Source organism: Ramlibacter aurantiacus (assembly GCF_016722895.1).
Classification (GTDB): Bacteria; Pseudomonadota; Gammaproteobacteria; order Burkholderiales; family Burkholderiaceae_C; genus Ramlibacter; species Ramlibacter aurantiacus.
The window spans coordinates 266,500-293,420 of record NZ_JAEQNA010000006.1 but is presented as its reverse complement, the minus strand read 5'-3'; the positions used below and the strand labels follow the sequence as shown (position 1 = coordinate 293,420).

The window sequence follows — 26,921 nt, the reverse complement described above, 5'->3', positions numbered from 1 at the left end:
GGGAGCGTGCCGTCAGACCGGCTGGACCAGGCCCACGCGGTTGTTGAAGTTCTGGCAGGCCGCCTCGAAATTGCGGATCTCGGACAGCGCCTCCTTCAGGCTCATCTCGCCCGCGTCCATCAGCTTGCCGGCCAGGTGCTCGGTCATCGGCTTCAGGCGCGCCAGCAAGGCCTTGGTCTCGCCATAGAGCCGCTCGCTCTGCGCTTCCATGATGCTGCGCGTCTCTTCGTCCACGTTGCGGTTGCTGCCTTCGGACGCCAGCGCGCCGAAGTTGAGGCGGGTCTTGCGGTACATACCCATCTCGCCGACGGCATGGTGCAGCAGGCGGGTGACCCGCGTGATGTCGTTGTGGGCGCCATTGGTGGTGCCTTCTTCACCAAAGAACAGCTCCTCGTTGGCCATGCCGCCGAGCAGCACGCGCACGTCGTGCTCGATGTCGCCCTTGGTCTTGAGCAGGTTGGCGCCCTGCTTGTGGAAGACGAAGCCGAGCGCGTTGTTGCGCGGGTTGGCCTTCAGCGAGATCTTGAGCGTCTTCATCTCGGCCAGGATTCGCTCCCAGTCATCGCCGCAGCGCTTGCGCTCCTGCTCGAAGTCGACCAGGAAGTGCCCCCACTCGTGGATGGCGATGATGCGGCGGTCGCGCTCACGTTCCTTGGTGGTGTTGGTGTTGACGTTGCCCACCATGACCCGCTCGGCCGCCTGCATGAGCGTGTCGGTGCCGATCATCTCGCCGGCCTGCACGGCGCTGATGCCCGCCTGGTTGACGATGGTCTCGAGGTCGGCCGGGCTGCGGCCTTCGGTGATCTCCACGAGGTGGCGCAGGTCGAGGTCGGGCAGCACCTTGTCGGAGCGCTCCTTCAGGTAATGGCCGACGATGGCCTCGCGCTCTTCCTTGTTCGGCAGGCGGAAGTCGACCTTCATCTGGAAGCGGCGCAGCATGGCTTCGTCCATCTGCATGCTCTCGCTGTTGAAGTTGCTCGCCACGATCCAGATGATCTCGGCGTCGCTCTTCGTGCGCACGCCGTCGAGCACCGCCAGCAGCATGTTCTGCGTATCGTCATCGAACTTGCGATGGCCGCCGCGCTTCATGAACAGATCCTGCGCCTCGTCGAGGAAGACGATGCAACGCTTGCGCCGCTTGGCCATCGAGACGATGCGGTTGAGGGTGTTCGCGCCGCCACCGACATAGCCCGTCTCGAGGTTCACTGCCGAGTGGAACAGGATCGGCAGGTTCAGCTCCTTGGCCAGGTAGCTGGCAAGCTTGGTCTTGCCGGTGCCCGCGGGGCCGCTGAACATCACGTTGAACGGCTTCTTGATGCCGTACTCCGCATACTCGGCCCGGCGCTGGTACTGGTCCTTGATCTGCGCCACTTCGGTCTTGATGTCGTCCATGCCGACCAGGTCGTCGATGGATCCCTGCACCTGGGCCGATTCGATGAACTTGAGCGACTTGTGCTGGCCACGCAACTGGAAGAACAGGAAACCCAGCAGGCCGAGCGTGAGCGAGGCCGACAGCACGCCACTCACGCCGGCTTTCCAGGCGTCCTTCTCGGACTGGGGCCGGGCACCTTCGAAGCGCTGATCGAGGCGCTGGATCAACTCGAGGCTTTTCGGGCTGAGTTCCGCGCGCGGCACGAAGCTGAGCTTGCCGCCCCAGGGCGCCTGCACGGCCTTGTCCGCGAAGATCTTGGTTTCCATGTCCGACGGATAGAACGCGTGCTGCTGCCCGCCGGACTCGACCAGGATGAAGCGCTCCGACACGTTCCACATCAGCGGCTTGTAGATGACCGTGATGCGATCGATCGGGTTGTTCTCGAGGAAAGCCAACACGGACCCGCCGCCGAAGACGACCGGCAGGCTCTCGTTGATGCTGTGGCCGGACTGGCCGCCCGGCATCAGGCGAACCTGCTCGGCCAGGACTGCCTGCTTCTGCAGCAGGACGAAGGAGTACAGGCCCGTGGCGGGAATCATGAGGGCCAGGGCGACGACCAGCACCTTGACGGCGGCGGTCTGGATGACGAACCAGTCGGACAGCCGGGTGGCGATCTTCTTGATGGCCAACCACAAGCTGCCGGCGGGCGGCTCGTCTTTCGTGAATTCGGGGCTCTGCGTATTGCTAGCCGATAAATCCGACATGGTCTCTTTCAGAAGGGACGTGGCACAAAGAATGTCAGAGGCATCCTACAGACACACGGGCATCTGACCACGGTATGCAAGAGCAGGGTCCATGCTACGAGTCGCTCTCGTGAACTTTTCCCGAGGGGAACCTGAGGGCGTCTCGCGGCTCCAACCTTCGCCGGGTTTTCTTTCAAGTTTCTTCCCCCGGCGACTTCGTCCCCCGCGGCTCAGGCCCCGGGGGATTTTTTCTGGACCGGGATGCCCGTGCCGGGCTGCGGATAATCGAACGGTGACCCCATCCATACCCACCACCGCGCCGGCCCCACAGGCCACGGGGCTGCGACCCGAGACCCTGTCCCAGCTGTTTCTCGCGCTGACCTGGATGGCGCTCCAGGGGTTCGGCGGCGTGCTCGCTGTCGTGCAGCGCGAGCTGGTCGAGCGCCGCCGCTGGATGACGCGTGAAGAGTTCGTCGAAGACTGGGCCGTGGCCCAGCTGTTACCCGGGCCCAACGTGGTGAACCTGTCGCTGATGCTGGGCCATCGATGGTTCGGCCTGCGCGGCGCGGTGGTGGCGCTGGCCGGCATCCTCACGGTGCCCATGTTCGTGGTGCTGGCGCTCGCGCTGGCCTATGCCCAATGGGGGCAGCATCCGCAGGCTGCCGCGGCGCTTCGCGGCATGGGTGCGGTGGCCGCGGGCCTGATCACCGCCACCGGACTGAAACTGCTGGGCGCACTGGGGCGCAATCCGCTGGGCCGAGGCTGGTGCGCGATGCTCGCGGTGGCGACCTTCCTGGCGATCGCCGTGTTGCGGGTGCCGCTGGCCGTCGTGCTGGTCGTGCTCGGCTGCGTCGCATTCGCCTTGACCTGGCGGCGGATCACGCCGTGACGGCCGCCTTCACCGTCGCGGACTGGCTCGCCTTTTTCGGGCATTTCCTGGCGCTGTCCCTGCTGGCCGTGGGCGGAGCGATCAGCACGGTGCCGGACATGCACCGCTACCTGGTGGAGCGCCAACGCTGGCTTACCGATGCCGAGTTCACCGCTGCCATCGCCATCGCGCAGGCGGCTCCAGGACCCAACGTGCTGTTCGTGGGTCTGCTGGGCTGGAATGTCGGCCTCCAGGCCGGCGGTGGCCTGCCCGGTGCCGCGATGGGGCTGGTGCTGGCGCTGACGGGCATCCTGCTGCCCAGCACCACGCTGACCTACGCTGCCGCCAGTTGGGGACAGCGCAACCGCGACCGTCGTGCGGTGCGGGCATTCAAGCAAGGCATGGCGCCCATCGTGGTGGCACTGCTGGTGGCGACTGGATGGCTGCTGGCCACGGGTGGACGGTACGACCTGCAGCGATGGCCGGTCTGGTTGCTGAGCCTCGCCACCACGATCATCGTCTGGCGCACCCGGCTCCACCTGCTCTGGCTGCTCGCGGCGGGCGGCTTGCTGGGCTGGTTCGGCTGGGTCTGAGCGCCTAACGCGTGGCGTGCAAGCGCTGGCGGCGCGCCTCGTACAGGCAGACCCCGCTGGCGACCGAGACGTTCAGGCTCTCTACCGCCCCCTGCATCGGGATGGACACCAACTCATCGCAGGTCTTCCGCGTGAGCTGTCGCATGCCCGGGCCTTCGGCGCCGAGCACGAGCGCGACCGGGCCCTTGAAGTCGGCCTCATAAAGCGTGCGCGGAGCATCTTCGCTGGTGCCGATGCACCAGATGTTGCGCTCCTGCAGTTCCCCCAGCGTCCGGGCGAGGTTGGTCACCATGAAATACGGCACGGTCTCGGCCGCGCCGCTCGCCACCTTGGCCACGGTGGCATTCACGCCGACCGCATGGTCCTTGGGTGCGATGACGGCCTGGGCACCCGCACCGTCGGCGACGCGCAGGCAGGCGCCGAGGTTATGGGGGTCCGTCACTCCATCCAGCACCAGCAACAACGGCGGCTCCTGCAAGCTGTCGAGGAGTTCGTCGAGGGAGCGATGGGCCTGCGGCACCGCCTCGACGCGCGCGGCAATGCCCTGGTGACCGTTGGTGCCGGTCAAGCGGGCCAGGCGCAAGCCGTCGGCCTCGATCAGGCGCACCCCGGCCTCGCGGGCGCGCTCCATGAACTGCCGCATGCGGGCATCACGCCGGCTGGCGTCGAAATAGACCTCGACCACCGAACGGGGCGAGGTCTTCAGGCGCACGCCCACGGCGTGGAATCCAAACAGAACGCGAGCTGACATGGACTGATTATCCGGTGCGGCTCCAGCTCCTCCCCGTCGATAGAATCGCCGGCCCAGGGAGAATGAATACGATGGGACTACTGTTGAGATTCAACCTTGCCATGCTGCCGATCGTCCTGGTCGGCCTAGGCATGGCGCAGGTGGTGGCAAGCGTGCCTGCCGACCCGCAGCCGGATGCGCACGCGCTGGTGCTGTCCCTGGCCGCCATCTTCGTCGGCATGGCCCTCGCACTGAACCTGGTCATCCGATTGACCATCGTCCGTCCGATCCGGCGCATGGCCAGCAAGGCCGAACGAATCAGCACGGGCCACTTCGACGAACCGCCGTTCGACGCGGATGCGCACGACGACCTCGCCGCGCTCGGCGCCTCGTTCAACCGCATGCGTTACAGCCTCGAGAAGGCCCTGCACATGATTGCACAGGAGTCACGCTGGTGAATCCTCCACTGCCCTCCCCCGCCCTGTACCCGCTGCGAGCAATGCGGCCGCAACGCGCGGCCGGGTTGCTCGAACCTGCGAAGCTGCGCACCATCGAATGGCCTATGCAGCGAACGTCGACTTCCAGGTATTCGGTGGCCGAGTTCCGGCCCGGCTGGGTCCCCGCGCCCACCCCTGGCAAATCCGCTCAGCCGCACGCTCCGGCGGCCGGCTTCACCACCCGGCGCAGCCTGGTGTGCACCATCGTGTTCATCGACCTCGTGGGTGCCTCCATGCGACCTGTCGATGAGCAGGTCGAGGCCAAGGAGGCCTTCAAGCTGCTGATCGGCAAGGCCCTGCAGGACATCCCGGAAGAGAGCCGGCTGGCCATCGACACCGGCGACGGCGCGGCACTGTGCTTCATCGGCCCGCCCACGGTGCCCCTGGAAGTCGCCCGCCGGCTGGTGCTGTTGCTGCGGGCGCATCGCACGCCGCCCATGCAGACGCGCATCGGCCTGCACTTGGGCGACGTGCGCGTGGTCTCCGACATCAACAACCGGGCGAATGTGCTGGGCGATGGCATCAACGTGGCTCAGCGGGTCATGGACTTTGCCCAACCGGACCAGCTGCTCGCATCGAGCACCTTGCGGGACGCCGTGTGCCGCATCGACCCGGCCGCGGTCCACCGCTTCTGCTACCTGGGCCCGTTCCAGGACAAGCACGGACGCCTGCATGACATCCACCTGGTGCTGGACGAAGCCCCGCCCGTCGTGGCTGCGCAGCCGGCTGCCGCCTCCGTGCCACCGCCCCCCGCCCCACGCGGCGTCCTGCGTCGCCGGCAGGCACAGCCGCCCATCACGCGCGACCAACTCACCCAGGTGGCCGACCTGCTCTGCCGGGAAATCGGGCCCCTGGCCCGCGTGCTGGTGGCGCGCGAGGTCGACCTCGGGCACAGCCTCGAGTCGCTGGTGGAGACGCTGGCGGTCCACATCGACTCGCCCACGCGGCGCACGCAGTTCCGCCAAGCCGCCCTGCGGCCCTCGAAGGCCGCCTAGGCGACGCGGTTGAGTGCAGGCGCCTCGGCGGCGAGCACCCGACCGGCCTCGATGGTGATGCGCCGTTCACAGCGAGCAGCGATGTCTCGGTCGTGCGTGACCAACACCAGCGTGGTGCCCTGCTCGCGGTTCAGGTCCAGCATCAGCTCCATCACGGTTTCGCCGGTGGCGAAGTCGAGGCTTCCCGTCGGCTCGTCGGCCAGCAACACCGCCGGTTCGACCACGAAAGCGCGCGCGAGGGCCACACGCTGCTGTTCGCCACCCGACAGCACCCGCGGGTAATGACCCAGCCGCTGGGACAGGCCAACCCGGCCCAGCATCTCGGCGGCGGCTTTGCGCGCATCGCGGCGACCGGCCAACTCGAGCGGCAGCATCACGTTTTCCAGCGCGGTGAGGTTGCCCATCAGCTGGAAGCTCTGGAACACGAAGCCCAGCTTGCGCGCCCGGAGCGCGGCGCGCGCATCTTCGTCGAGGGCGAACAGGTCATCACCCCCCAACCGCACCGTGCCTCGCGTCGGCGTGTCCAGTCCCGCGATGATGGACAGCAGCGTGCTCTTGCCGGAACCGGAAGCGCCAACGATGGCCGCGGTTTCCCTGGGGGCCAGGGTGAAATCGATATCGCGCAGAATGTCGAGCGTGCCGGTCGAGTCGGTCACGGACTTGTACACGTGCTCGACGGCAATGATGGGTTCTGACATGGAGGGCTGGGGTGCGTCGTAGGCAGTTCTTGGTGGGAGCGTGCACCGTGGCAGCGGCTTGGCCCGCATTCGCGGCGGCGCCGGTGATTCTGGTCGTTGGGGATTCGCTGAGTGCGGAGTATGGACTCAAACGCGGAACCGGCTGGGTGTCGCTGCTGCAGCAGCGATTGGCGGACGAGAAGCCGCAGGTCCGCGTCGTCAATGCCAGCATCAGCGGCGACACGACGTCGGGCGGGCGCTCACGAATCGGCGCGCTACTCGCCCAGCATCGGCCCACGCACGTGATCATCGAGCTGGGTGCCAACGACGCGCTGCGCGGCCTGCCCCTGACGATGACCGAAACCAACTTGTCGGCCATGGCCCAAGCAGCCCGTGATGCCGGCGCCAGGGTGCTGCTGGCCGGCATGCGCCTGCCTCCCAATTACGGACGCGACTACGGCGAGCGCTTCATGGAGCTGTACCAGCGGGTGGCGGCGCGGCATGACGCCGGGCTGGTGCCCTTCTTCCTCGCGGGCGTGGCCGACGTGGCCGAAGCGCCTCGGTACTTCCAGGCCGACCGCATCCACCCCAACGAACAGGCTCAGCCGCGCCTGCTGGCCAATGTCTGGCCCGAATTGAACAAGCTGCTTCCGAAGTGACGGTCCAGATCCTTCCGGCTGTCGAGGCCATCGCGCGCCTGGGCGAATTCCACGCGGTGATCGACGCCCGCAGCCCTTCCGAATTCGCCGAGGATCGCCTGCCGGGCGCGGTCAACTGGCCCTCGCTCGACGACGAGGAACGTCGCCTCGTCGGAACCCTCTACAAGCAGGTCAGCTCCTTCGAGGCCAAGAAGCGCGGCGCAGCGCTGGTTGCCGCCAACATCGGGCGCCACATCGAGGCGCATGTGCAGGACAAGCCCAAGGGCTGGCAGCCCCTGGTGTACTGCTGGCGCGGAGGAAAGCGCAGCGGATCCCTCGCGCTGGTGCTCGACCAGATCGGCTTTCGCGTGTCGCTGGTCGAAGGCGGCTACAAGGCGTTCCGCAGCGAGGTCCTGCAGCAACTGCCGGCGCTGGCTGCGTCGTTCGCCTACCAGGTGGTCTGCGGCCCCACGGGCTCGGGCAAGACGCGCCTGCTGCAGGCGTTGCAGGGGCGCGGCGCACAGGTGCTCGACCTGGAAGGCCTGGCCCGCCACCGCAGCTCGGTCCTGGGGCTGGTACCTGGCGAGCAGCAGCCGAGCCAGAAGCACTTCGATACCCTGGTCTGGCAGCAGCTGCGGCGCTTCGATCCGGCTCGGCCCGTGTTCGTGGAAAGCGAGAGCCGCAAGGTCGGCAACCTCGCCGTTCCCGAGCCGCTGATAGACGCCATGCGCGCGAGTGCCTGCATCCACCTGGAGCTGCCTCACGCCGAGCGCGTGGCCCTGCTGCTCGAGGACTATCCCTGGTTCGTCCAGGACCCGGAGTTCTTCTGCTCGCGCCTGGAGGCCCTGACGCAGTTGCGCGGCCGGGCGCTGGTGTCGCAGTGGCAGCAGCGCGTGCGCGCCGGGGGCACTGCCGATGTGGTGCAGGAGCTGCTGGTGACGCACTACGACCCCACCTATTCCGCCTCGATCGAGCGGAACTTTCGTCAGTGGTCACAGGCCCGGGTACTCGCAGCGCGCGACCGCTCCGGGGAATCGATGAATGACCTCGCCCGCGAGCTAACGAACTGACGAGTCCACCGCAGGCGGTTGCCGCACCACCCGCAGTCCCAAGCCCGTGAGCCGCTCTGGCCAGTCCGGTACGCTGCAGCGGCCTTCGAAAGTGATCGGTTCGGCTTCCGGGCCATCGAGCACCCGGGCCAGTTTGCCTCCGCGCGCATGGATCACATTGATGCTCACCACCGGCTCATGCCGGTGGACGTCGAGGTAGACCCGCTTGTGCATGAACACGGGCACCATCAGGCCGGGCACCGGTTCCGCAGGCAGCTCGGTCGGATAGACCAGCCGCCCGCGCGTAGGACGGTGGACCGTGAAGGCCGCCCGGCTGGTGCAGAGCTGGTCGAACTGGGCTTTGGCGATCAGTTCGTCCATGAGCACCAAGGGCAAGAGGGCCACGAGCAGGACCGCCTTGAGCTCGAGCCGTAACGGGTTGTCGGTGAACAGTTCGCCAACGGAATGCGCGATCCACGCGCACAGACCGATCCAGGCCGGCCACAACACCCACTCCAAGCTCATCGGGGCGACTCCGCCCGAAAGTCATCGCCAGGGAGGTGTCGTTCGTTACGGCGCGGCATCTGATCCTTTGTGATTCACAAAGGATCAGATGCTATCCAAAAGAACTCGTGTTCAGGTCAGCCGGCCTTCGATTGGGGCGGCAAGGATGACGAATCTTGCGCGGAACCTGCGAATGGTTCGGGTGCAGCTGGGTCGGTTCCGTCCGTCGCCGGTGAGCCGGACTTGCGTTCAGCCTTGGCGCGGAGCTTGTCTTCCTTTTTCTTCCTCTTGGCCAGTTCCTTCTGGCGCTTCTCGTAGCCGTAATTAGGTGTGGGCACGTCGTCTCCCGAAGCAGTTAAGCGGACCAATGTACGCGATCCGGCGACCGCCCCCGCCGGGCACTTCAGTCCAGTTGCCGCAGCGCCTGTCGGAGGTCGTCAAGCAGGTCGTCCGGTGACTCGAGCCCGATCGAAAACCGCACCACCCTGTCGCCCCGGGCGCGGGTGTTGAGGTCCGGGCGGCGCATGGAACGCCAGTCGTAGGGCACGACCAGGCTGATCGGCCCCCCCCACGAATAGCCGATGCGGAACAGGCGCAGGGCATCGACGAAGGCGTCGACTTGCGCCCCGCCATGCCGCCCTTCGAAGACCACGGAGAACAGGCCCGCGGCCCGCCCGTCCGGACCACAGGCGGCGCGCCAGTTCTCATGCCCGGGCGAGCCCTCCAGCGCGGGGTGCAAGACCTGGGACACATGGGCGCTCTGCGTCATCAGCCATTGCGCGAGTCGGCGGGCCGCCTGGTCCTGGGCCCTGTACCGCAGCTCCAGGGTGGGCAGCGACCGCAGCACGGCTTCGACATCGTTGGCTCCCACGCCCCAGCCCAGCCGCATGTGGGTGGCCTTCAGGCGCATGTGCAGGTCTTCCTGCCGGGTGACCACACTGCCCATGAGCACATCACCGCCGCCGCTGGGGTACTTGGTGAGGGCCTGGATCACGATGTCGGCCCCGGCGTCGTCGAACCCATTGAAGGCGAGCCCGGCCCCCCAGGTGTTGTCCAACGCCACTTGAACGCCGCGAGCACGGCATACCTCGGACAGGCCGCGCAGCGGCGGAAACTCCATGGTCACCGAGCCCGGCGCCTCGACCCAGACCAACCGGGTGGATTCGTCGATGCGACGGGCCAGGTCCTCGGGATCCATCGGGTCGTAGCGCTGGTGGCGGATGCCCCAACGCGCGAGCTCGCCTTCAGCCAGCGCCTTGAGGGGACCGTAGGCATTGTCGGGAACCAGCACCTGGTCGCCCGTGCCGAGCAGCGCGAAGTTGACATGCGCAAGGGCAGCCAGTCCGCTGGGCAGAAGCAGGCACTGGGCGCCACCTTCCAGCGTGGCGATGCGCTCTTCCAGCAGGAAGCTGGTGGGCGTGCCATGCAGCCCGTAGGTGTAGCCGTTCTTGTGCTTCCAGTCGCGCGCCCGCATGGCAGCGACGTTGGGGAAAAAGACCGTCGAGGCCTTGTAGACGCCCGGCTGCGGCGCCGAGAAGCCGGCGGGCGGCTGGTACGGGTGGTGGATCAGGTCGGTCGAAGGCGAGCGCATCGCGGCATGGTAGCGGGCCGCCCGCCGTCGCTCGTCAGATCTTCCACTTCTCCAGCAGCTTGTCCGGACCCATGCTGTCGTAGGCCTCGAAGGGCTGGTGGATCCAGGGGTTGGTCGGCAGGAATTCGACGCTGTAGTCCGGCTCGAAGCTGGACATGCCCTTGGTCCAGATCACCGCCGAGCGCAACTCGGTGATGGGCCGGTAGTCGTTGCGCAGCATCTGCACCACCTTGTGCAGCGTGTGCCCCGAGTCGGCGAGGTCGTCCACCAGCAGCACGCGGCCCGCGATCTCACCCTTGGGGGTGGTGATGTAGCGGGCGATGTCCAGGTGGCCCTGAACGGTACCGGCTTCGGCACGGTACGAGCTGGTGGACATGATCGCCAGCGGCTTGTCGAAGATCCGGCTCAGGATGTCGCCCGGCCGCATGCCGCCGCGGGCCAGGCACAGGATGGTGTCGAACGCCCATCCCGACTGGTACACCTTGATCGCCAGCTTCTCGATCAGGTTGTGGTACTCGTCATAGCTGACGTACAGGTGCTTGCCGTCTTCGGTCAACATCTTTTGCAGAGGGGTTAGGGATAGGTTAGGGAGCGGATCGGCGTTCGGGCCGGGCTGGAGACTACAGGCTTGGGATGCCACCGATATTCGGCTGTTCCCCTAGGCCCTAGGCCCGAGCCCCCAGCCCCTAGGCCAGATAGGGATGCCTCATCATGATCGTGTGGTCACGATCGGGGCTGGTGGAGATCATGTCGATCGGCACGCCGGTCACCTGCTCGATGCGCTGCAGGTACAGCCGCGCGTTCACCGGCAACTGCTCGTACTGGGTCACGCCCACGGTGCTTTCGGTCCAGCCCTGCAAGGTCTCGTACACGGGCTTGCAGCGGGCGATCTCGTCCGCCCCCAAGGGGAGGATGTCGGTGTGCTCGCCATCGAGTTCATAGCCGGTGCACAGCTTGAGTTCGTCGATGCCGTCGAGCACGTCGAGCTTGGTGATGCATAGCCCCGACAGGCCGTTGACCTGGGCACTGCGCTTGAGCAATGCCGCGTCGAACCAGCCGCAGCGCCGGGCCCGCCCGGTGGTGACGCCGCGCTCGGCACCGACGGTCGACAGGTGATAGCCGACGGTGCCGGGTTGTTCCCAGTCCAGCTCGGTGGGGAACGGGCCTCCACCGACACGGGTGCAGTACGCCTTGGTGATGCCCAGGATGTAATGCAGCATGCCCGGGCCGACACCCGCGCCCGCGGCCGCGTTACCCGCCACGCAGTTGCTGGAGGTGACGTACGGATAGGTGCCGTGGTCCACGTCGAGCAAGGTCCCCTGCGCCCCTTCGAACAGCAGGTTGGCGCCGCGCAGGTGAGCCTCGTTCAGCTCCCGCGAGACGTCGGCCATCATCGGCTTGAGCTGCTCGCCCAGACGCAGCGCCTCGTCCAGCGTCTGCTGGAAGTCGACGGCCGGCGCATGCAGGTAGGTGGTGAGCACGTGGTTGTGCAGCTCGAGCAGCACCTTCAGCTTTTCGGCGAAACGGCCGGGGTGCCGGAGGTCCTGCACGCGCAGGGCGCGACGGGCGATCTTGTCCTCGTAGGCCGGACCGATGCCGCGGCCGGTGGTGCCGATCTTCTCGGTGCCGCCCTTCTCGCGCAGCTGCTCGCGGGCGATGTCCAGCGCAGCGTGGAAGGGCAGGATCAGCGGGCAGGCCTCGCTCACGCGCAGGCGCGAGCGAACTTCGACGCCGGCCTTCTCCAGGCCCTCGATCTCCTCGAACAGCTTGGCCGGTGACAGCACCACGCCGTTGCCGATGTAGCACGTGACGCCCGGGCGCATGATGCCCGAGGGAATCAGGTGCAGCGCCGTCTTCACCCCGTTGATCACCAGCGTGTGGCCGGCGTTGTGGCCACCCTGGAAGCGGACCACGCCCTGGGCCATCCCGGTGAGCCAGTCGACCAGCTTTCCTTTTCCTTCGTCACCCCACTGGGTGCCGACCACGACCACGTTACGACCTGTTGTCTTGTTCATCGAAAAAACTCGGTTGGAATTGGCTGGGATCTCAGAGGCCGCGCACGACCCAGTCGCTGTCCTGGCGCACCAGTTCGCGATCGCAGTGGAACTCGTCCACCACGCTTTCATGTCCCGGAAGGACGCAGACCACCGTCTCGCCCTGGGCCCGAAGACGGCCGACGGCCGCACGCAGGTCGGCTTGCTCGCCCCAGGGAGCGCGGATCGCGGCCTTGAGCGGCCGCTTGGACGCGACACCGACCAGCTCCTTGAGGTCAAGGCTGAAGCCGACGGCCGGGCGGTTGCGCCCGAACACCGCACCCACTTCGTCGTAGCGACCGCCACGAACCAGCGCATCGCTCACGCCCGGCACGTAGATGCCGAAACGCACGCCCGTGTAGTAGGCATAGCCACGCAAGTCGGCCAGGTCGAAACTGATGCGCGTGTCCTGCAGGTGACCGGCCAGCCAGCGCATGCTCGCAAGGGCCTGGCGGATGGCGGGGACATCCGGCAGCACCCGCTCGGCTTGGTCCAGCACCTCGGGCCCGCCATAGAGGTCGAGCAGTTGCCCCAGTGCCGCGCGGGAACCCGCGGGCAGGTGGCGAGTCAGGCCGGCCAGCGTGCCGGCGTCCTTGGCCGCGAGCGCGGCATGGATGTCGGCCAGGCGGTGCGGATCGGTGGCACCGCCTTCGAGCAGCGCATGCACGATGCGCGCATCGGCCATGTCCACGGTGAAATCGGAAACCTGGGTGGCCCGCAGGCAATCCAGGGCCAGCGACAGGGCTTCGAGGTCGGCCTCGAGGCCCGCGTGGCCGTAGATCTCCGCGCCGAACTGCAGCGGCTCGCGCGTGGCGTGCGGCCGGTCCGGCCGGGTGTGCAGCACCGGCCCGCAATAGCACAGGCGCGTGACCCCCTGCCGATTGAGCAGGTGCGCGTCGATACGCGCGACCTGCGGCGTGCTGTCGGCGCGCAAACCGAGCAGGCGCCCGGACAGCTGGTCCACCAGCTTGAAGGTCTGCAGGTCGAGGGTTTCGCCGGTGCCAGTGAGCAGCGACTCGAGATGTTCGAGCAAAGGCGGCATCACCAGCTCACAGCCGTAGCCGCGGGCGGTGTCGAGCAGCTCGCGTCGAAGCTCTTCGATGTGCCGGGCCTCTGAAGGCAGAACATCGGCGATGTGATCCGGCAGGACCCAGGCGGACATGAGAAAGGCGAGGCTGTTAAAACAGGTATTTTACCGGCCGACCATCAGCGGCCTTTCGGGCGGCACGTGGGGCGCAGGTCCGCTCAGCTCGCCAACCACAGCACCAGCAGCCCGAGCCCCACGCTGCACAGGCCGAAGAAGCGCAACTGGCCGTTGCGCAGGCTGACCAGCCGCTCGAAGGTGCGGCGCCAGCTGGCGGGTGCCAGCAGCGGAAACAGACCCTCGAACACCAGCACCAGGGCCAGTGCGGCCCAGAACAGGTCGGCGTCCAAGGGCCTTACCGAGCCGCCGGCGCCGGTGCCGGCGCGGCGCCGCGGAAGGCGCGGAAGAACTCGGAGGTGGAGGGGTCGAGCACCAGCACGTCACCGCGCTTGCCCACGCTGGTCTTGTAGGCCTCGAGGCTTCGATAGAACTGGGCGAACTGCGGATCGCGCGAGAAGGCTTCGTTGTAGATGGCGGAGGCCTGTGCGTCGCCTTCGCCCTTGACCTTCTGCGCGTCGCGGTAGGCGTTGGCGACGGTGATCTCACGCTGCCGGTCGGCATCGGCACGGATCTTTTCGCCCTCGGCCGCGCCGGTGGAACGCAGCTCATTGGCGACCCGCTTGCGTTCGGCCTCCATGCGTCGGTACACGGACTCGGTGATGGCCTCCACATAGTCCGCGCGGGTGATCCGCACGTCCACGACGTCGATGCCCCAGGGGTTGGCGCCCTTGACCACTTCCTGGACCTCGCGCTTCACATCGGCCATCAACTGCTCTCGACGGCTCGACAGGAGCTCGCTGACCGTGCGGCGGTTGATCTCCTCCTGGAAGGCGTTGCGAACGACGCGGTTGATCTGGATGGCGCCGGCCTGCTCGTCCAATCCGACGTTGCGGATGTATTGCGAGGGGTCGGTGATGCGCCAGCGCACGAACCAGTCGATCACCACCCGCTGCTTCTCGGCGGTGAGCATCGGTTCGGCATCGACGCTGTCGAGCGTCAACAGCCGCTTGTCGATGTAGCGCACGTTCTGGAACGGGGGCGGCAGCTTGAAGTGCAGCCCCGGTTCGGTGATCACCTGGCGGATCTGGCCAAGCGCATACACCACGCCGAACTGGCGCTGGTCGACGACGAAGAGCATGGAGCTCAGGAGGGCCAGCACGATCAGGACGCTGGCGGCGATGAATCCGATTCTGTTCATGGGGAGCTTGCCTGCCGGTGGTCGTCTCAACGGGTTTCGCGCTCGCGGCCGCGCGCGTTGTCACGCGCCCGCGCGTCGGTGGCCGACACCGGTCCGTTCGGCGGCGGCAACGGCGTGGGCTGCGGCGCCGCGTCGGCTCCGGCCCCCTGGCTGGTGGCAGCCTGCTGCATCAGCTGGTTGAGCGGCAGGTACAGCAGGTTGGAACCCTGGCGAGAGTCGATCAGCACCTTGTTCACGCCCGAGTAGATCTGCTGCAGCGTGTCGATGTACATGCGGTCACGCGTGACCTGCGGCGCGCGCTGGTATTCGGTCAGCACCGAGCGGAATCGCTGCGAGTCACCCTGGGCCTGCGCCACGATCCGTGCCTTGTAGCCGTCCGCTTCCTCCAACAGCCGCGATGCGGTACCCACGGCGCGAGGGATCACGTCGTTCGCATAGGCCTGGGCCTCGTTCTTGGCGCGCTCGCGCTCCTGGCCGGCCTTGAGCACGTCGTCGAACGCTGCCTGCACCTGCTCGGGCGGACGCACGCCGCCCTGCTGCAGGTTCACGGCCACGATCTCCACGCCGATGCCATAGCGGTCGAGGATGGTCTGCATCAGGCGGCGCACGCGAGGCGCGATCTGGTCGCGTTCCTCGGCGAGCGCGGAGTCCATGCGCATGTTGCCCACGACCTCGCGCACGGCGGTTTCGGCGGCGTTGACCACCGTCTCGGCCGGGTTCTTGCTCTCGAACAGCCAGGCCCTGGCGTCCTTCAGGCGGTACTGCACGGCGAACTTGATCTCGACGATGTTCTCGTCCTGCGTGAGCATGGCCGACTCGCGCAGGCCCGTCGCGCGGATGACGTTGTCCCTGCCGATGTCGACCGAGCGGATCTGAGTGACGGTGACCGGCTCGTGACGCTGAATGGGGTACGGCAAGCGCCAGTGGAAGCCCGCGCCGACCGTGGACTTGTAGCGACCGAACTGGGTAATGACGGCCTGCTGGCCTTCCTGCACGATGAAGAAGCCGGTGCCCAGCCAGATAAGAACGACGACCGCGACGATCAGCCCCACCCCGACGCCGGCACTCTTCATGTCCGGCTGGAAATTGCCACCGTTGCCGGGATCGGACCCACGACCGCCCCGGCCGCCGAACAAGGTGCTGATCTTGCGGTTGAAGTCACGCCAGAGCTCGTCGAGGTCGGGTGGTCCCTGGTTGGGGCCTCGGGGCGGCCCGCCATTCTGGCCGGGGTCGGGACGGTTGTTCTCGGCCCGCGAGTCCTCACCACGGCCCCATCGAGGGTCGTTCAGGTTGAACATGCCCCGGAGCCGGGCACCAAGTTGGAGCTTCATTCTTTTGAGACTTTTTGTGTGGCTGTCGCATTGTGCCCAATCATGCATGGGCCTCATGCGGTTGCGGAACTTGCGACGCGCCGCCAGAAGGCGAGGCTTCCTGTACGCGGTTCGCCAGCATCTGGCGCAGCCCACCCAGTCCATCGCCGGTGCGGCCGCTCACGAACAGTCGCGGCACGTGGCGGCCTTCCAGGTCGAAGTGATCGCTGCTGCTGCGCGGCTGCTGGCTATCCGCCAGCGCGTCGACCTTGTTGAACACCAGCAACTGCGGGACATCCGACGCGCCGATCTCGTGCAGCACCTTCTGCACCTGCGCGATCTGCTCGGGGTAATTCGGATTGGCGGCATCGACCACGTGCAGCAGCAGGTCGGCATCGGCGGCCTCACGCAAGGTGGCCTCGAACGCATCGATCAGGCCGTGCGGCAAGTCGCGGATGAAGCCCACCGTGTCGGACAGCGACACCGAGCGACCTCCCCCCTGCCCGTCTCCCAGGTACAGCTGCCGGGTGGTCGTGTCCAGCGTGGCGAAGAGTTGGTCGGCCGCGTACGCGCGGGCCTTGACCAGGGCGTTGAACAGCGTGGACTTGCCGGCGTTGGTGTAGCCGACCAGGGAGATGTTGAATGCCCCCTGCCGCTCGCGCTGCCGGCGCTGGGTGGTGCGCTGCTTCTTCACCTTCTCGAGCCGGTCGCGCGTGCGCTTGATCGACTCGCCGATCATCCGGCGGTCGAGTTCGATCTGCTTTTCGCCGGGGCCGCCGCGGACGCCGGCGCCGCCAGTCTGGCGCTCGAGGTGGGACCACCGACGGACCAGGCGCGTGCTCACGTACTGCAGCCGAGCCAGTTCGACCTGCAGCTTGCCCTCATGGCTGCGGGCGCGCTGCGCGAAGATTTCGAGAATGAGCAGGGTGCGGTCGTTGACCGGCATGCCCAGGTGGCGCTCGAGGTTGCGCTGCTGGGCCGGACTTAGCGACTGGTCGAACAACACCTCCGCGGCACCGGAGGCTTCGGCCAGCGCCTTGATCTCATCGGCCTTTCCGCTGCCGATGAACAGCGCCGCATCGGGCGCCTTGCGCTTGCAGGTGAGGCGGGCCACCGGCTCCATGCCGGCGGTCTGGGCCAGCAGGCCGAGCTCTTCCAGCTCGGTGTCAAAGTGGGGCGTACCCAGGTCCACGCCAACGAGCAGGACCGGAGCGACAGGGGTTTGGGAAGGTGTTTCGTGCAAAGAGGAAGTACCCGGATTCAGTGGAATGCAGACCCGGGCGGCGCAACCAGCGCCTGCAAAACCTAGGCTGCAGGGGCTTCGTTGCTTTCTGCCGTCGAAAAGTTCACGGCGCGCCCAGGAACGATGGTGGAGATGGCGTGCTTGTAGACCATCTGGGTGACCGTGTTGCGCAACAGCACGACATACTGGTCGAAAGACTCGATCTGACCCTGCAGCTTGATGCCGTTGACCAAATAGATCGAGACCGGCACGTGCTCGCGGCGCAAGGTATTGAGGAAGGGGTCTTGTAGAAGTTGCCCTTTATTGCTCACGATATTCTCCGTGTTCGGAAGTTCTTTGGAACTGGCACCTTACCACAGCAAGCCGCCGAAGAAGCGCACGTGGCGACCCGTCGAACATGGGTGCGCGGCCATTCAGTTCAAGGGGGACTGGCCAGCCTGCCGAGCGCGGCAGGTAGGCTTCAGTCCTTGTCGCTGTAGGGGTTGGCCGAGGTCTTCATTTCGATGCGCAAGGGCGTGCCGATGAGCTTGAACTCCTTGCGGAAGCGCCCTTCCAGGAAGCGCTTGTACGCATCGGTCACGTGCTCCAGCGAGTTGCCGTGGATCACGATCACCGGGGGATTCATGCCGCCCTGGTGGGCATAACGCAGCTTGGGCCGGAACATGCCGGCGCGCTTGGGCGACTGGAACTGCACCGCCTCCTGCAACAGCCGGGTCAGCTTGGGTGTGGGCATCTTGCACATGGCGGACCGGAAAGCCTCGGCAATGGACGTCCACACCGGCCCCAGACCCTGCCGCTTGCGGGCCGAGATCATGTGCAGGGGCGCGAACTTGAGGAAGGCCAGCCGCGATTCGATCTGCCGCTGCAGCTGCTCGCGCTCATACGCATCCACCGCGTCCCACTTGTTCACCGCGAGCACGACGGCGCGCCCACTTTCCAGGATGTACCCGGCAATATGCGCGTCCTGGTCGGTCACGCCCTGGGTCGCGTCCAGCAGCAGCAGCACGACGTTGGCCGATTCGATCGCCTGCAGCGTCTTGACCACCGAGAACTTCTCGATCGCCTCGAAGACCTTGCCCTTGCGCCGCAAGCCGGCGGTGTCGATCAGCTCGTACTTCTGGCCTGCGCGTTCGAAGGGAACGGTGATCGCGTCGCGCGTGGTGCCGGGCAGGTCGAAAGCCACCAGCCGCTCCTCGCCGAGCCAGGTGTTGATCAGCGTGGACTTGCCCACGTTGGGCCGTCCCGCCACCGCCAGCTTGATCACCCCGGGGTCGGCCTGCGCGCCCTCCTCGTCCTCGGCGTCGGCCAGGACGAGCGCGCCCAGGGCCTCCTCGATCAGGCTGCGGACGCCCTGTCCGTGGGCAGCCGATACCGGCAGCACGTCACCCAGTCCCAGCTCGAAGAACTCGGCCAGCTGCGCCCCTTCGGTCATGCCTTCGGCCTTGTTGGCCACCAGCACCGTCGGCTTGCCGAGCTTGCGCAGGTAGGCCCCGATGTCGTGGTCCTGGGCCGAAACGCCCGCACGAGCGTCCACCACGAACACCACCACGTCGGCTTCGGCGACCGCCTGCCGCGTCTGCTTGGCCATCTCGACATAGATGCCGCTTTCGGCGGTGGGCTCGAAGCCGCCGGTGTCGATGACGATGAACTCGTGCTTGCCCAGGCGCGCGTTGCCGTAGTGCCGGTCACGCGTGAGGCCGGCGAAGTCGGCCACGATCGCATCGCGCGACTTCGTCAGCCGGTTGAACAGCGTCGACTTGCCGACGTTGGGGCGGCCCACCAGGGCGACAACAGGTTTCATCAGTTGGGCACGAAGCCGTAAATACCGCCGTTGCGGGTGACCACGACCAGCGTGTTGCCGGCCAGGACCGGGGCCGCGGCGATGGCCGAGCCGTCGGTGCTGAGCCGGTTCACCAGGCTGCCATCCTCGCGGGAGACCAGGTGCACGAAGCCGTCGGCGTCGCCGAACGCGACCGAGCGGCCGATCGACAGCGGTGCGGTGAGCACACGCCACTTGAACTGGTCGGTCGACCACCCGAGCTCGCCATCGGCGCGGCGCCACGCCAGCAGCCGGCCATCGGCTTCGGTGCCGAACACGTGGCGCTCGTCGCCGCCTACGCCCACCGTGCCTTGCGCACGGCGGCTCCAGAGGGTCTCACCCCGGCCCGCGTCCACGCAGCCCACGGCAGCCTGGAAGGCACGCACGCAGACCGTGTCGCCCACCCGGCTGTACGGCGCGACCAGGTCGACCAGGCGCTCGACCTCGTTGGTGCCGCGCGAGGTGGCGACGGTGGCCTCCCAGCGCACCGCGCCAGTGAGCGGGTCCAGCCCCGCGAGTCGACCGCCTTGGCCCACGACCAGCGTGTCGCCGACGGCGAGCAGGACGCCCGCCTGGCGCAGCACCAGCGGCTCGCCCGGACGCTGCACGAACCACAGCCGGCGACCCGTGGCGCCATCGTGCGCAGACACCGAGCGATCGGCACCCAGCACGAACACGCGTCCGCCGGCCACCAGGGGTGGGGTATGGCTCTGGCCCTGCAGCGTCTGCCGCCAGGCGACTTTCCCGTCCTGGAAGGCGACCAGCTCGTTTTCACGCGTGACCACGGCCGCACGCCGGCCATCACTGCCCACGCCCGCGGAAATGGGACCGCCAGCGGATCCGCGCCACAACTCGGACCCCGTGTCCGCATCGAAGGACGCCACCGTTCCATCGCCGCTGGCCAGCGTGAACTGGCGGTCGTTCACCTGCACGACGAGCGGGAAGCCCACTTCACCGACCTTCGCGGACCAGGCCTGCCGCACCCCGATGAGCGCCGGGTTGGCGGCCAGCTCGGCCGGCTTGGGTCGCTCTGGTCCGCCGCCCAGGAAACTCGGCAGCGCCGAGCACCCGGCCAGCAGCACGCTCAGCCCCAAGGCGAGGCAGCGCCTCGAGAGTCGACCGGGCAAGGCGCTCATGACTTCGCGACCTCGCCGCCCAGGCTGGCGAGCTTGACCTCGACGATGCGCCGGTACTCCGGTTGCTCGGCCAGGCCCGCCCAGGCCTTCTGGTACGCGGCGATGGCCTCGGCCTTCTTGCCCTGGAGCAGGAGGATGTCGCCGCGGCGGTCGGCCGCCAGTGGCTCGAACTCGGCGGGCATGGAGCCGGCCAGCTGCTGCAGGGCATCGTCGTACGATTTCTGGTCGGCCAGCAGCGCCGCCAGCCGCAGCCGCGCGACGGCCTGGTAGCCCGGGTCCCGCGCCTTCCCGGCCACCCACGCAAGCGCCGAGCGAGCCGCGTCAGGCTGCCCGGCTTCATGCCAGGCCTTGGCCGCGAGCAAGGTCGCCTGCTGCGCATAGGCGGTGCGGGCGTACTGCTCCTGGATGTCGGCCGTGGCGCGCTTGATGCGCTCGAGGTCCTTGGCCTGCGCCGCCCGCTCCACCTCTTCGAAGAGCGCCGAAGCCTGCGTGCCCTGGTGGCGCTGCCACCAGTTCCAGCCGTTCCAGGCAGCGATGCCGCCAAAGACGACGATCAGCAGCACCGAGATGAGATTGCCCCACTTGTTCCAGAAATGCTTGAGTTCGGCAAGCTGTTCCTGTTCTTCGAGGTCGAGGTGTTTGGCCATGGATGCAAGGGAAAGGAAGTGGGCGATTGTAGGAGCCGGCTCTGCCGTGCTCCCCCGGTACGCGGGTCAGGCCTTGAGCTGCCGTGCCAGGGCCTCGACGGCATCGAGCGACTGCCGCTGCTGCGCGCCGCTGCCGTCACGCAGCGCCTTCACGGTGAGTTCGCCGGCGGCCAGCTCGTCGGCCCCGAAGATGAGCGCATGCCGTGCGCCACTGGCATCGGCCTTCTTGAACTGCGACTTCATGCTGCCCAGGCCCTCGGCCGAAGCCGCATGCATTTGCACGCCCACGCCGGCCGCACGGAGGGCCTGCAACGCACGCAGCACCTGCGGCATGGCTGAGGCGTCGGGAACGATGGCATAGGCATCCGGCGCCGGCTGGGCGATGGCGGCGCCCTGCTCCCGCACCAGCTCCAGCACCCGCTCAACCCCCAGGGCCCAGCCCACGGCGGGTGCCTGCTTGCCGCCGATCTGCCCGATGAGGTAGTCGTAGCGGCCGCCGGCGCAGATGGTGCCCTGTGCACCCAGGCTGTCGGTGACGAACTCGAACACCGTGAGGTTGTAATAGTCCAGCCCGCGCACCAGCCGTGGATTGATGCGGTAGGCGATGCTATTGGCGTCCAGCGCGTCGGTCACGCCGCGGAAGTGCGCCATCGAGCTCTCCCCCAGGAAGTCGAGCAGGCGCGGCGCACCTTCGACCAGCTGCTGCATCGCGGGGTTCTTGGTGTCCAGCACGCGCAGCGGGTTGGCATGCAGGCGGCGGCGGGCGTCCTCGTCGAGCTGGTCGGCGTGACGCTCCAGGTAGGCGATGAGCTCGGCCCGGTGCTGGCGCCGCTCGTCGGGCTGGCCCAGGCTGTTGATCTCGAGCCGCACGTCGGACAGTCCCAGCTCGCGCCACAACGCGGCCGCCAGGAGGATGATCTCGGCGTCGACATCCGGCCCGGCGAAGCCCAGGGCTTCGGCCCCGATCTGGTGGAACTGGCGGTAGCGCCCACGTTGCGGCCGCTCGTGCCGGAACATCGGTCCCATGTAGTAGAGCCGCTTGCCCCCGTCGTACAGCAGCGAATGTTCGACCACCGCTCGCACCACGCCGGCGGTGTTCTCCGGCCGCAGGGTCAGCTGCTCGCCGTTGAGGCGGTCCTCGAAGGAATACATCTCCTTCTCGACGATGTCGGTGACCTCACCGAGGCTGCGCACGAACAGCGAGGTGGGCTCGACGATGGGCGTGCGCAGGTTGCGATAGGCATAGCGCGCCATGAGCGAGCGCACCTTCTCCTCCAGCCACTCCCATTCGGCCGAGACCGGCGGCAGGATGTCGTTCATGCCCTTGACCGCGGTCAGGGGCTGTGCCTTTGCGGCATTGTTCTTGTCGGCCATGTGCGCGAGGGGGAAAAGATCAGGCCGCTTCGGCGGGCGAGCCGAAGCGCTTCTGGATGTAGTTGTCGACGATCTGGTGGAACTCGGTGGCGATGTTCTCGCCACGCAGCGTGAGCACCTTTTCACCATCGATGAAGACGGGCGCGGCCGGCGCCTCGCCGGTCCCCGGCAGGCTGATGCCGATGTCGGCGTGCTTGCTCTCGCCCGGGCCGTTGACGATGCAGCCCATCACCGCCACCTTGAGCTGCTCGACGCCCGGATAGCGCTCGCGCCACACGGGCATCTGCGCCCGCAGGTAATCGTCGATCCGCTTGGCCAGCTCCTGGAAGGTGGTGCTGGTGGTGCGGCCACAACCCGGGCACGCGGTGACGCTGGGCACGAAGCTGCGCAGGCCCAGGGCCTGCAGGATCTCGGAGGCGATCACCACCTCCTGGGTGCGCGATTCGCCGGGTTGCGGCGTGAGCGACACGCGGATCGTGTCGCCGATGCCCTCCTGCAGCAGGATGCCCATGGCCACGCTGGACGCGACCGTGCCCTTGGTGCCCATGCCGGCCTCGGTCAGGCCCAGGTGCAGCGCGTAATCGCAGCGCCGGGCCAGCTCGCGATAGACGGCAATCAGGTCCTGCACGCCACTGACCTTGCACGACAGCAGGATCTGGTCCGGGTTCATGCCGAGCTCGCCGGCGCGACGCGCGGAGTCGATCGCCGAGGTGATGAGCGCCTCGTACATGACGGCCTTGGCATCCCAGGGCTCGGGTCGGCGGCTGTTCTCGTCCATCAGCTGCGCCAGCAGCTCCTGGTCGAGGCTGCCCCAGTTGACGCCGATGCGCACCGGCCGGTCGTAGCGCATGGCGGCTTCGATCATCTGGGCGAACTGGCGGTCGTGCTTGTCGCCCTTGCCCACGTTGCCGGGATTGATGCGGTACTTGGACAGCGCCTGCGCGCAGTCGGGGAATTCGGTGAGCAGCCGATGGCCGTTGTAGTGGAAGTCGCCCACCAGCGGCACGGCAATGCCCATTCGATCGAGCTGCTCCCGAACGTAGGGGACCTGGCGTGCGGCCTCAGGGGTGTTGACCGTGATGCGGACCAGTTCGGAGCCCGCCTGGGCGAGTTCCTTGACCTGGATGGCCGTGCCTATCGGGTCCTCGGTGTCGGTGTTGGTCATGGACTGCACGCGCACCGGCGCGTCGCCCCCGACCGTCACCACGTGGGAGCCCCAGGCGACGCGGGCCTGGCGCGAGCGCCGCGGCCGTGGCGCGGCGGCAGGAATGGGCTGGCAGGACGGCGTCATCAGCGGACCTCGAAGCGTGCAACGTTGTCGCGCACGTGCGGAGCCAGGTCGAAGCCTTGCCCTCGCACCTGCACCTGCACGGTGTTGGCATTGCCCACCACGACGGTGAGCGGGGTGGCGGCCGAGACGCCCGCCGTTTCGCCCGCCGCCAGTGTCCGGCGCAGGTGCACGGTGCCGCGGCCATCGGTCACCTGCACCCAGGCGGGGTTGGTGGCGCGGAACTCGACCACCTGGGCCGGCGAGGCGGGCGAGCTGGTGCTCGTGCTGGTGCTTGCCGGGACGCTGGGCGACTGGGGCGTGGGCACCAGCGGCACGATCGCCGGCACGGCGGCCACGGGGGCGCCGGCTGGATCTGCCATCAAGCCGGTCGGAGCGGTCGGGACCGGTGCGGCAATCGGCGCCGTCGCGGCGTCCGTTCCAGGCGGCAGGGCCGTGTCGTCGGTGCGGTTCGGGATCAGGGGCAGCAGGAGCAGCACCACCGCGCCGACCAACAGCGCCAACGCCCCCATCACGGGAGGCCGGCCGAGCAGATCACGCCAGCCGCCGCTTCGCGCATCACTCGAGGCGCGGAAGGGAACGTTGATGGGCTCGTCCTTGCCCAGGCGCGAATCGGCGGCCTTGGGCAGGCGCGACAGCACCGATTGCGGATCGATGCGCAGGTTGCGGCAGATGCTGGCCGCCAGCGCCCGTGCGTAGACGACGTCGGGCAGCTGGTCGATCCGGTCCTGCTCCAGGGCTTCGATCTGCCGCTGCGGCACCTTCAGCGCGCCAGCCAGCGCTGCCACGTGCAGGCCGGCGTCTTCGCGCGCCTGTCGCAGCAAGGCTCCCGCGCCGGAACCGGTAGCGGTTTCGATCGGCGCGACCGTGTCACTCATTGAATGCTCCCTTTTCGTAGGCGGCCAGCTCGCGCGACGCCGGGTAGCGCTTGCGCAGCTGTTCGGCCAGCTGCGACATCGCCACCTTGTCCCCGAGGGCCTGCTCGACCCGAATGCCCAGCCACAGCGTCTCGGCGTTCGCGTACTCGCCATTGTTCAACCGCCGGATGTAGAACTGCGCGCGGGTCAGCTCGCCGCGGCGCATCAGCAGGTTGGCGAGGTTGAAGCCGGTGACCGGGTTGCCTGCGTCGAGTTCGTACGAACGGGCCAGGCTGTGCTCGGCGTCTTCCAGCCGGCCCGCGCGCGCCTGGCACAGGCCCAGCGTCATGTAGGTCTTGGCGCGCGCGCCGTAGCTGGGGATTTCGAGGGCGCGGCGAAACGCGCCGAAGGATTCCTCCGAGCGGCCCTGCTGGCAGGCGAACCAGCCGAAGTTGTGCAGCACGTCGCCGTTGCGCGGCTCCAGCGAGAGGGCCCGGCGGAAGCTCTCTTCGGCCTGCCGCGGCTCGTTCATGCGCATGTAGATCAGGCCGCGCAGGTTGTAGGCCGGGCCGAACGAGGCGTCGCTGTTGAGAGCCTGCTTCACTTCGTCCAGCGCGATTTCGGTGCGGCCTTCTTCGTAGTAGCCAACGGCCAGTTCGAGCCGGATCCGGGCCCGCTTGCGCGCCGCCGGCTCGTCGGATTCGGTCAGGATTTCTTCCTGCGCAGCCCCGCCCCCGGCCGGGGTGGCGCAGGCGCCGAGCAGGGCCAGCGCGATGGCCAGCGCCGCCATCAAGCCAAGGCGGCGGCCGGGCAGCGGCTGGTGAGCGCTCGTGTCGCTGCGGGTCATTGCGTCCTCTCGTTGTCGGTAATCGCCGTGTCGTGCACCGGCGTGAGCATCACGGTGCGCTGCCGCGCGATGCGGGAGTCGACCCGGGTGCGATCCCGCACGTCGCCGGCCAGTTGACCGCAGGCGGCGTCGATGTCGTCGCCGCGTGTCTTTCGCACCGTGGTCACGATACCAGCATCGCTGAGCTGCTTCGCGAATGCGAGCACGCGTTGATGCGGCGAACGCGTCAGCCCGGATGCCGGGAACGGATTGAAGGGAATCAGGTTGACCTTGCAGGACACACCGCCACCATGCCCGCGCAGCAGCGCGACGAGTTGGGCCGCGTGCTCCGGCTGGTCGTTGACCCCGTCGAGCATGCAGTACTCGAAGGTGATGAAGTCGCGCGGCGCGAAGGCCAGGTAGCGCCGGCAGGCGTCCAGCAGTTCCGCCAGCGGGTACTTGCGGTTCAAGGGCACGAGGTTGTCGCGCAGCACGTCGGCGGGCGCGTGCAGGGAGACGGCCAAGGCCACGGGGCAGTCCTGCCCCAGCCGGTCCATCATGGGCACCACGCCCGAGGTGGACACGGTCAAGCGGCGTCGCGACAGGCCATAGCCGTGGTCGTCCAGCATGACCCGCAGGGCCGGCACCAGGGCCGAGTAGTTCTGCAGCGGCTCGCCCATGCCCATCATCACCACGTTGGAGATGACGCGTTCGGTCGTAGCCAGGCGCGCACGCAGGAAGTGCTCGGCGAACCAGAGTTGCGCGACGATTTCCCCGGTGGTGAGGTTGCGCGCGAAGCCCTGGTGGCCGGTGGAGCAGAAGCGGCAGCCGACGGCGCAGCCCGCCTGCGAGGAGACGCACAGCGTGGCGCGGTCGTCCTCGGGGATGTAGACGGATTCGACGGCGTTGCCCCCGCCCACGTCGAACAGCCACTTGATGGTGCCGTCGGCCGACTCCTGCTGGCTCAGGACCGTGAGTCCTTCGATGCAGGCCCGCGCCTCGAGCTTGGCGCGCAGCGACTTGGCCAGATCGGACATCTGGCCGAACTCGCGCGCGCCGCGCTGGTGGATCCAGCGAAACAGCTGGGTGGCGCGGAAGCGCTTCTCACCCAGCGATTCGCAATATGCGGCCAATCCCTCCAGGTCGAAGTCGAGAAGGTTGACCCTTCGATCGACCTCGGGACGGACTCCTCGTGTGAGCTCAGGAGGGGTGGTCATCGCATGCGCGGCGCCGGAAGGTTCGAACGAATCGCGACGTGCGCGCCGACGCTGCCTGGAGCATCGCCGCCGGGCAACCATGTGGCGGGCGGCGCAGGCGCAGGGCCGGGGCGCGCAGCAAATTCATTCAAACCTTCTCAACGCGAATAGACGTTCATGCCGGGGAAGAAGAAGCCCACCTCAACCGCTGCCGTTTCGGCGGCGTCGGAGCCATGCACGGCATTGGCATCGATGCTGTCGGCGAAGTCGGCGCGGATGGTGCCCTTCTCGGCCTTCTTGGGATCGGTGGCGCCCATCAGCTCGCGGTTCTTGCCGATGGCGTTCTCGCCCTCGAGCACCTGGATCATGACGGGGCCGGAGATCATGAACTCGACCAGGTCATTGAAGAAGGGACGCGCCTTGTGCACGGCGTAGAACTGCTCGGCCTCCTGGCGGGACAGGTGCGCCATGCGGGCGGCGACAACCTTGAGCCCTGCACCTTCGAAACGGGAATAGATCTGTCCGATGACGTTCTTGGCGACGGCGTCGGGCTTGATGATGGACAGGGTGCGTTCGATGGCCATGTTGTTTTC

Annotated in this window: 29 protein-coding genes; 6 read left to right on the top strand and 23 right to left on the bottom strand. The window is 67.6% G+C overall.

Features of this window, described 5'->3' with window-relative positions; translation table 11 throughout:
- Positions 1–12: 12 nt before the first annotated feature.
- Positions 13–2,136 (bottom strand): AAA family ATPase, encoded by a 2,124-nt coding sequence (locus tag JI739_RS17070; RefSeq protein ID WP_201685135.1) that lies wholly within the window; start codon positions 2,134–2,136, stop codon positions 13–15.
- A 271-nt stretch (positions 2,137–2,407) separates the two neighbouring features.
- On the opposite strand from JI739_RS17070, the gene JI739_RS17065 reads away from it, so the two are divergent.
- Together JI739_RS17065 and JI739_RS17060 are read left to right on the top strand one after the other, a co-directional pair.
- Positions 2,408–3,004 (top strand): chromate transporter, encoded by a 597-nt coding sequence (locus JI739_RS17065; RefSeq protein WP_435531618.1) that lies wholly within the window; start codon positions 2,408–2,410, stop codon positions 3,002–3,004.
- Positions 3,001–3,576 carry a chromate transporter gene (locus JI739_RS17060; protein WP_201685133.1) on the top strand — a complete coding sequence of 192 codons (576 nt, stop codon included), beginning with the start codon at positions 3,001–3,003 and terminating at the stop codon, positions 3,574–3,576. The genes JI739_RS17065 and JI739_RS17060 overlap by 4 nt, the downstream gene beginning before the upstream one ends.
- Positions 3,577–3,580: 4 nt before the next feature.
- Here JI739_RS17060 and rlmB read toward each other — a convergent pair whose 3' ends face one another.
- Positions 3,581–4,327: a 23S rRNA (guanosine(2251)-2'-O)-methyltransferase RlmB gene (rlmB, locus tag JI739_RS17055; protein ID WP_201685132.1), complete on the bottom strand. Its 747-nt coding sequence runs from the start codon at positions 4,325–4,327 to the stop codon at positions 3,581–3,583.
- Positions 4,328–4,410: 83 nt separating this feature from the next.
- On the opposite strand from rlmB, the gene JI739_RS17050 reads away from it, so the two are divergent.
- Together JI739_RS17050 and JI739_RS17045 are read left to right on the top strand one after the other, a co-directional pair.
- Complete coding sequence (locus JI739_RS17050; protein ID WP_201685131.1) at positions 4,411–4,764, top strand: HAMP domain-containing protein; 354 nt, start codon at positions 4,411–4,413, stop codon at positions 4,762–4,764.
- The gene (locus JI739_RS17045) at positions 4,761–5,798 is read left to right on the top strand and encodes a DUF8082 domain-containing protein (protein WP_201685130.1); all 1,038 of its coding nucleotides are present in this window, start codon (positions 4,761–4,763) and stop codon (positions 5,796–5,798) included. The genes JI739_RS17050 and JI739_RS17045 overlap by 4 nt, the downstream gene beginning before the upstream one ends.
- Here the strand turns inward: JI739_RS17045 and JI739_RS17040 are convergent.
- A complete protein-coding gene (locus tag JI739_RS17040; protein WP_201685129.1) occupies positions 5,795–6,496 on the bottom strand; it encodes an ABC transporter ATP-binding protein in 702 nt (233 codons plus the stop codon). The two genes, JI739_RS17045 and JI739_RS17040, sit on opposite strands and share 4 nt — an antisense overlap.
- An 11-nt stretch (positions 6,497–6,507) precedes the next feature.
- On the opposite strand from JI739_RS17040, the gene JI739_RS17035 reads away from it, so the two are divergent.
- Together JI739_RS17035 and mnmH are read left to right on the top strand one after the other, a co-directional pair.
- Positions 6,508–7,134 carry an arylesterase gene (locus tag JI739_RS17035; protein WP_435531617.1) on the top strand — a complete coding sequence of 209 codons (627 nt, stop codon included), beginning with the start codon at positions 6,508–6,510 and terminating at the stop codon, positions 7,132–7,134.
- Complete coding sequence (mnmH, locus tag JI739_RS17030) at positions 7,131–8,183, top strand: tRNA 2-selenouridine(34) synthase MnmH (RefSeq protein ID WP_201685127.1); 1,053 nt, start codon at positions 7,131–7,133, stop codon at positions 8,181–8,183. Before JI739_RS17035 ends, mnmH begins: the two co-directional genes overlap by 4 nt.
- On the opposite strand, the gene JI739_RS17025 is transcribed toward mnmH, so the two are convergent.
- The 20 genes from JI739_RS17025 to ndk all read right to left on the bottom strand — a co-directional run bounded on the left by JI739_RS17025 (position 8,172) and on the right by ndk (position 26,912).
- Positions 8,172–8,687 carry a hypothetical protein gene (locus tag JI739_RS17025; RefSeq protein ID WP_236589797.1) on the bottom strand — a complete coding sequence of 172 codons (516 nt, stop codon included), beginning with the start codon at positions 8,685–8,687 and terminating at the stop codon, positions 8,172–8,174. The genes mnmH and JI739_RS17025 overlap by 12 nt on opposite strands.
- Positions 8,688–8,803: 116 nt before the next feature.
- Entirely contained in the window at positions 8,804–9,004 is a 201-nt protein-coding gene (locus JI739_RS17020; protein WP_201685163.1) for a hypothetical protein, read from the bottom strand.
- 65 nt (positions 9,005–9,069) lie between these two features.
- Complete coding sequence (locus JI739_RS17015) at positions 9,070–10,257, bottom strand: PLP-dependent transferase (protein ID WP_201685125.1); 1,188 nt, start codon at positions 10,255–10,257, stop codon at positions 9,070–9,072.
- A gap of 34 nt (positions 10,258–10,291) precedes the next feature.
- Positions 10,292–10,816, bottom strand: a complete 525-nt coding sequence (locus JI739_RS17010; protein WP_201685124.1) for a phosphoribosyltransferase — start codon at positions 10,814–10,816, stop codon at positions 10,292–10,294.
- A 127-nt stretch (positions 10,817–10,943) separates the two neighbouring features.
- Positions 10,944–12,272, bottom strand: a complete 1,329-nt coding sequence (locus tag JI739_RS17005) for an adenylosuccinate synthase (protein ID WP_201685123.1) — start codon at positions 12,270–12,272, stop codon at positions 10,944–10,946.
- 31 nt (positions 12,273–12,303) lie between these two features.
- A complete protein-coding gene (locus tag JI739_RS17000; protein WP_201685122.1) occupies positions 12,304–13,452 on the bottom strand; it encodes an ATP phosphoribosyltransferase regulatory subunit in 1,149 nt (382 codons plus the stop codon).
- Between the two features lie 83 nt (positions 13,453–13,535).
- On the bottom strand, positions 13,536–13,724 hold the full coding sequence (locus JI739_RS16995) for a DUF2065 domain-containing protein (protein ID WP_201685121.1): 189 nt from the start codon (positions 13,722–13,724) through the stop codon (positions 13,536–13,538).
- Positions 13,725–13,729: 5 nt separating this feature from the next.
- Complete coding sequence (hflC, locus tag JI739_RS16990) at positions 13,730–14,632, bottom strand: protease modulator HflC (protein WP_201685120.1); 903 nt, start codon at positions 14,630–14,632, stop codon at positions 13,730–13,732.
- 26 nt (positions 14,633–14,658) lie between these two features.
- Positions 14,659–15,963 (bottom strand): FtsH protease activity modulator HflK, encoded by a 1,305-nt coding sequence (gene hflK, locus JI739_RS16985; RefSeq protein ID WP_236589796.1) that lies wholly within the window; start codon positions 15,961–15,963, stop codon positions 14,659–14,661.
- 40 nt (positions 15,964–16,003) lie between these two features.
- Positions 16,004–17,185: a GTPase HflX gene (gene hflX, locus JI739_RS16980; protein ID WP_201685119.1), complete on the bottom strand. Its 1,182-nt coding sequence runs from the start codon at positions 17,183–17,185 to the stop codon at positions 16,004–16,006.
- 62 nt (positions 17,186–17,247) lie between these two features.
- Positions 17,248–17,496, bottom strand: a complete 249-nt coding sequence (hfq, locus tag JI739_RS16975; RefSeq protein WP_435531616.1) for an RNA chaperone Hfq — start codon at positions 17,494–17,496, stop codon at positions 17,248–17,250.
- A 149-nt stretch (positions 17,497–17,645) separates the two neighbouring features.
- On the bottom strand, positions 17,646–18,986 hold the full coding sequence (gene der, locus JI739_RS16970; protein ID WP_201685118.1) for a ribosome biogenesis GTPase Der: 1,341 nt from the start codon (positions 18,984–18,986) through the stop codon (positions 17,646–17,648).
- Entirely contained in the window at positions 18,986–20,140 is a 1,155-nt protein-coding gene (gene bamB, locus JI739_RS16965; protein WP_201685117.1) for an outer membrane protein assembly factor BamB, read from the bottom strand. Before bamB ends, der begins: the two co-directional genes overlap by 1 nt.
- The gene (locus JI739_RS16960; protein ID WP_201685116.1) at positions 20,137–20,787 is read right to left on the bottom strand and encodes a YfgM family protein; all 651 of its coding nucleotides are present in this window, start codon (positions 20,785–20,787) and stop codon (positions 20,137–20,139) included. Before JI739_RS16960 ends, bamB begins: the two co-directional genes overlap by 4 nt.
- A gap of 66 nt (positions 20,788–20,853) precedes the next feature.
- Positions 20,854–22,161, bottom strand: a complete 1,308-nt coding sequence (gene hisS / locus JI739_RS16955) for a histidine--tRNA ligase (protein ID WP_201685115.1) — start codon at positions 22,159–22,161, stop codon at positions 20,854–20,856.
- Positions 22,162–22,180: 19 nt separating this feature from the next.
- Positions 22,181–23,452 carry a flavodoxin-dependent (E)-4-hydroxy-3-methylbut-2-enyl-diphosphate synthase gene (gene ispG / locus JI739_RS16950; RefSeq protein ID WP_201685114.1) on the bottom strand — a complete coding sequence of 424 codons (1,272 nt, stop codon included), beginning with the start codon at positions 23,450–23,452 and terminating at the stop codon, positions 22,181–22,183.
- The gene (locus JI739_RS16945) at positions 23,452–24,327 is read right to left on the bottom strand and encodes a helix-turn-helix domain-containing protein (protein ID WP_201685113.1); all 876 of its coding nucleotides are present in this window, start codon (positions 24,325–24,327) and stop codon (positions 23,452–23,454) included. The genes ispG and JI739_RS16945 overlap by 1 nt, the downstream gene beginning before the upstream one ends.
- Positions 24,320–25,153, bottom strand: a complete 834-nt coding sequence (gene pilW, locus JI739_RS16940) for a type IV pilus biogenesis/stability protein PilW (RefSeq protein ID WP_201685112.1) — start codon at positions 25,151–25,153, stop codon at positions 24,320–24,322. The genes JI739_RS16945 and pilW overlap by 8 nt, the downstream gene beginning before the upstream one ends.
- On the bottom strand, positions 25,150–26,349 hold the full coding sequence (rlmN, locus tag JI739_RS16935) for a dual-specificity RNA methyltransferase RlmN (protein ID WP_201685111.1): 1,200 nt from the start codon (positions 26,347–26,349) through the stop codon (positions 25,150–25,152). Before rlmN ends, pilW begins: the two co-directional genes overlap by 4 nt.
- A 137-nt stretch (positions 26,350–26,486) precedes the next feature.
- Positions 26,487–26,912 (bottom strand): nucleoside-diphosphate kinase, encoded by a 426-nt coding sequence (gene ndk, locus JI739_RS16930; protein ID WP_201685160.1) that lies wholly within the window; start codon positions 26,910–26,912, stop codon positions 26,487–26,489.
- Positions 26,913–26,921 lie beyond the last annotated feature (9 nt).

Bases quoted from the DNA above. Each gene is read 5' to 3' on its own strand.
- JI739_RS17025 (WP_236589797.1), bottom strand. From the start codon at position 8,687: ATGAGCTTGGAGTGGGTGTTGTGGCCGGCCTGGATCGGTCTGTGCGCG.
- bamB (WP_201685117.1), bottom strand. From the start codon at position 20,140: ATGAGCGCCTTGCCCGGTCGACTCTCGAGGCGCTGCCTCGCCTTGGGG.
- rlmN (WP_201685111.1), bottom strand. From the start codon at position 26,349: ATGACCACCCCTCCTGAGCTCACACGAGGAGTCCGTCCCGAGGTCGAT.
- JI739_RS17000 (WP_201685122.1), bottom strand. From the start codon at position 13,452: ATGTCCGCCTGGGTCCTGCCGGATCACATCGCCGATGTTCTGCCTTCA.
- hflC (WP_201685120.1), bottom strand. From the start codon at position 14,632: ATGAACAGAATCGGATTCATCGCCGCCAGCGTCCTGATCGTGCTGGCC.
- JI739_RS17070 (WP_201685135.1), bottom strand. From the start codon at position 2,136: ATGTCGGATTTATCGGCTAGCAATACGCAGAGCCCCGAATTCACGAAA.
- der (WP_201685118.1), bottom strand. From the start codon at position 18,986: ATGAAACCTGTTGTCGCCCTGGTGGGCCGCCCCAACGTCGGCAAGTCG.
- JI739_RS16960 (WP_201685116.1), bottom strand. From the start codon at position 20,787: ATGGCCAAACACCTCGACCTCGAAGAACAGGAACAGCTTGCCGAACTC.
- JI739_RS17005 (WP_201685123.1), bottom strand. From the start codon at position 12,272: ATGAACAAGACAACAGGTCGTAACGTGGTCGTGGTCGGCACCCAGTGG.
- hisS (WP_201685115.1), bottom strand. From the start codon at position 22,161: ATGGCCGACAAGAACAATGCCGCAAAGGCACAGCCCCTGACCGCGGTC.
- JI739_RS17040 (WP_201685129.1), bottom strand. From the start codon at position 6,496: ATGTCAGAACCCATCATTGCCGTCGAGCACGTGTACAAGTCCGTGACC.
- pilW (WP_201685112.1), bottom strand. From the start codon at position 25,153: ATGACCCGCAGCGACACGAGCGCTCACCAGCCGCTGCCCGGCCGCCGC.
- ndk (WP_201685160.1), bottom strand. From the start codon at position 26,912: ATGGCCATCGAACGCACCCTGTCCATCATCAAGCCCGACGCCGTCGCC.
- hflK (WP_236589796.1), bottom strand. From the start codon at position 15,963: ATGAAGCTCCAACTTGGTGCCCGGCTCCGGGGCATGTTCAACCTGAAC.
- JI739_RS16945 (WP_201685113.1), bottom strand. From the start codon at position 24,327: ATGAGTGACACGGTCGCGCCGATCGAAACCGCTACCGGTTCCGGCGCG.
- rlmB (WP_201685132.1), bottom strand. From the start codon at position 4,327: ATGTCAGCTCGCGTTCTGTTTGGATTCCACGCCGTGGGCGTGCGCCTG.
- JI739_RS17015 (WP_201685125.1), bottom strand. From the start codon at position 10,257: ATGCGCTCGCCTTCGACCGACCTGATCCACCACCCGTACCAGCCGCCC.
- ispG (WP_201685114.1), bottom strand. From the start codon at position 23,452: ATGACGCCGTCCTGCCAGCCCATTCCTGCCGCCGCGCCACGGCCGCGG.
- JI739_RS17010 (WP_201685124.1), bottom strand. From the start codon at position 10,816: ATGTTGACCGAAGACGGCAAGCACCTGTACGTCAGCTATGACGAGTAC.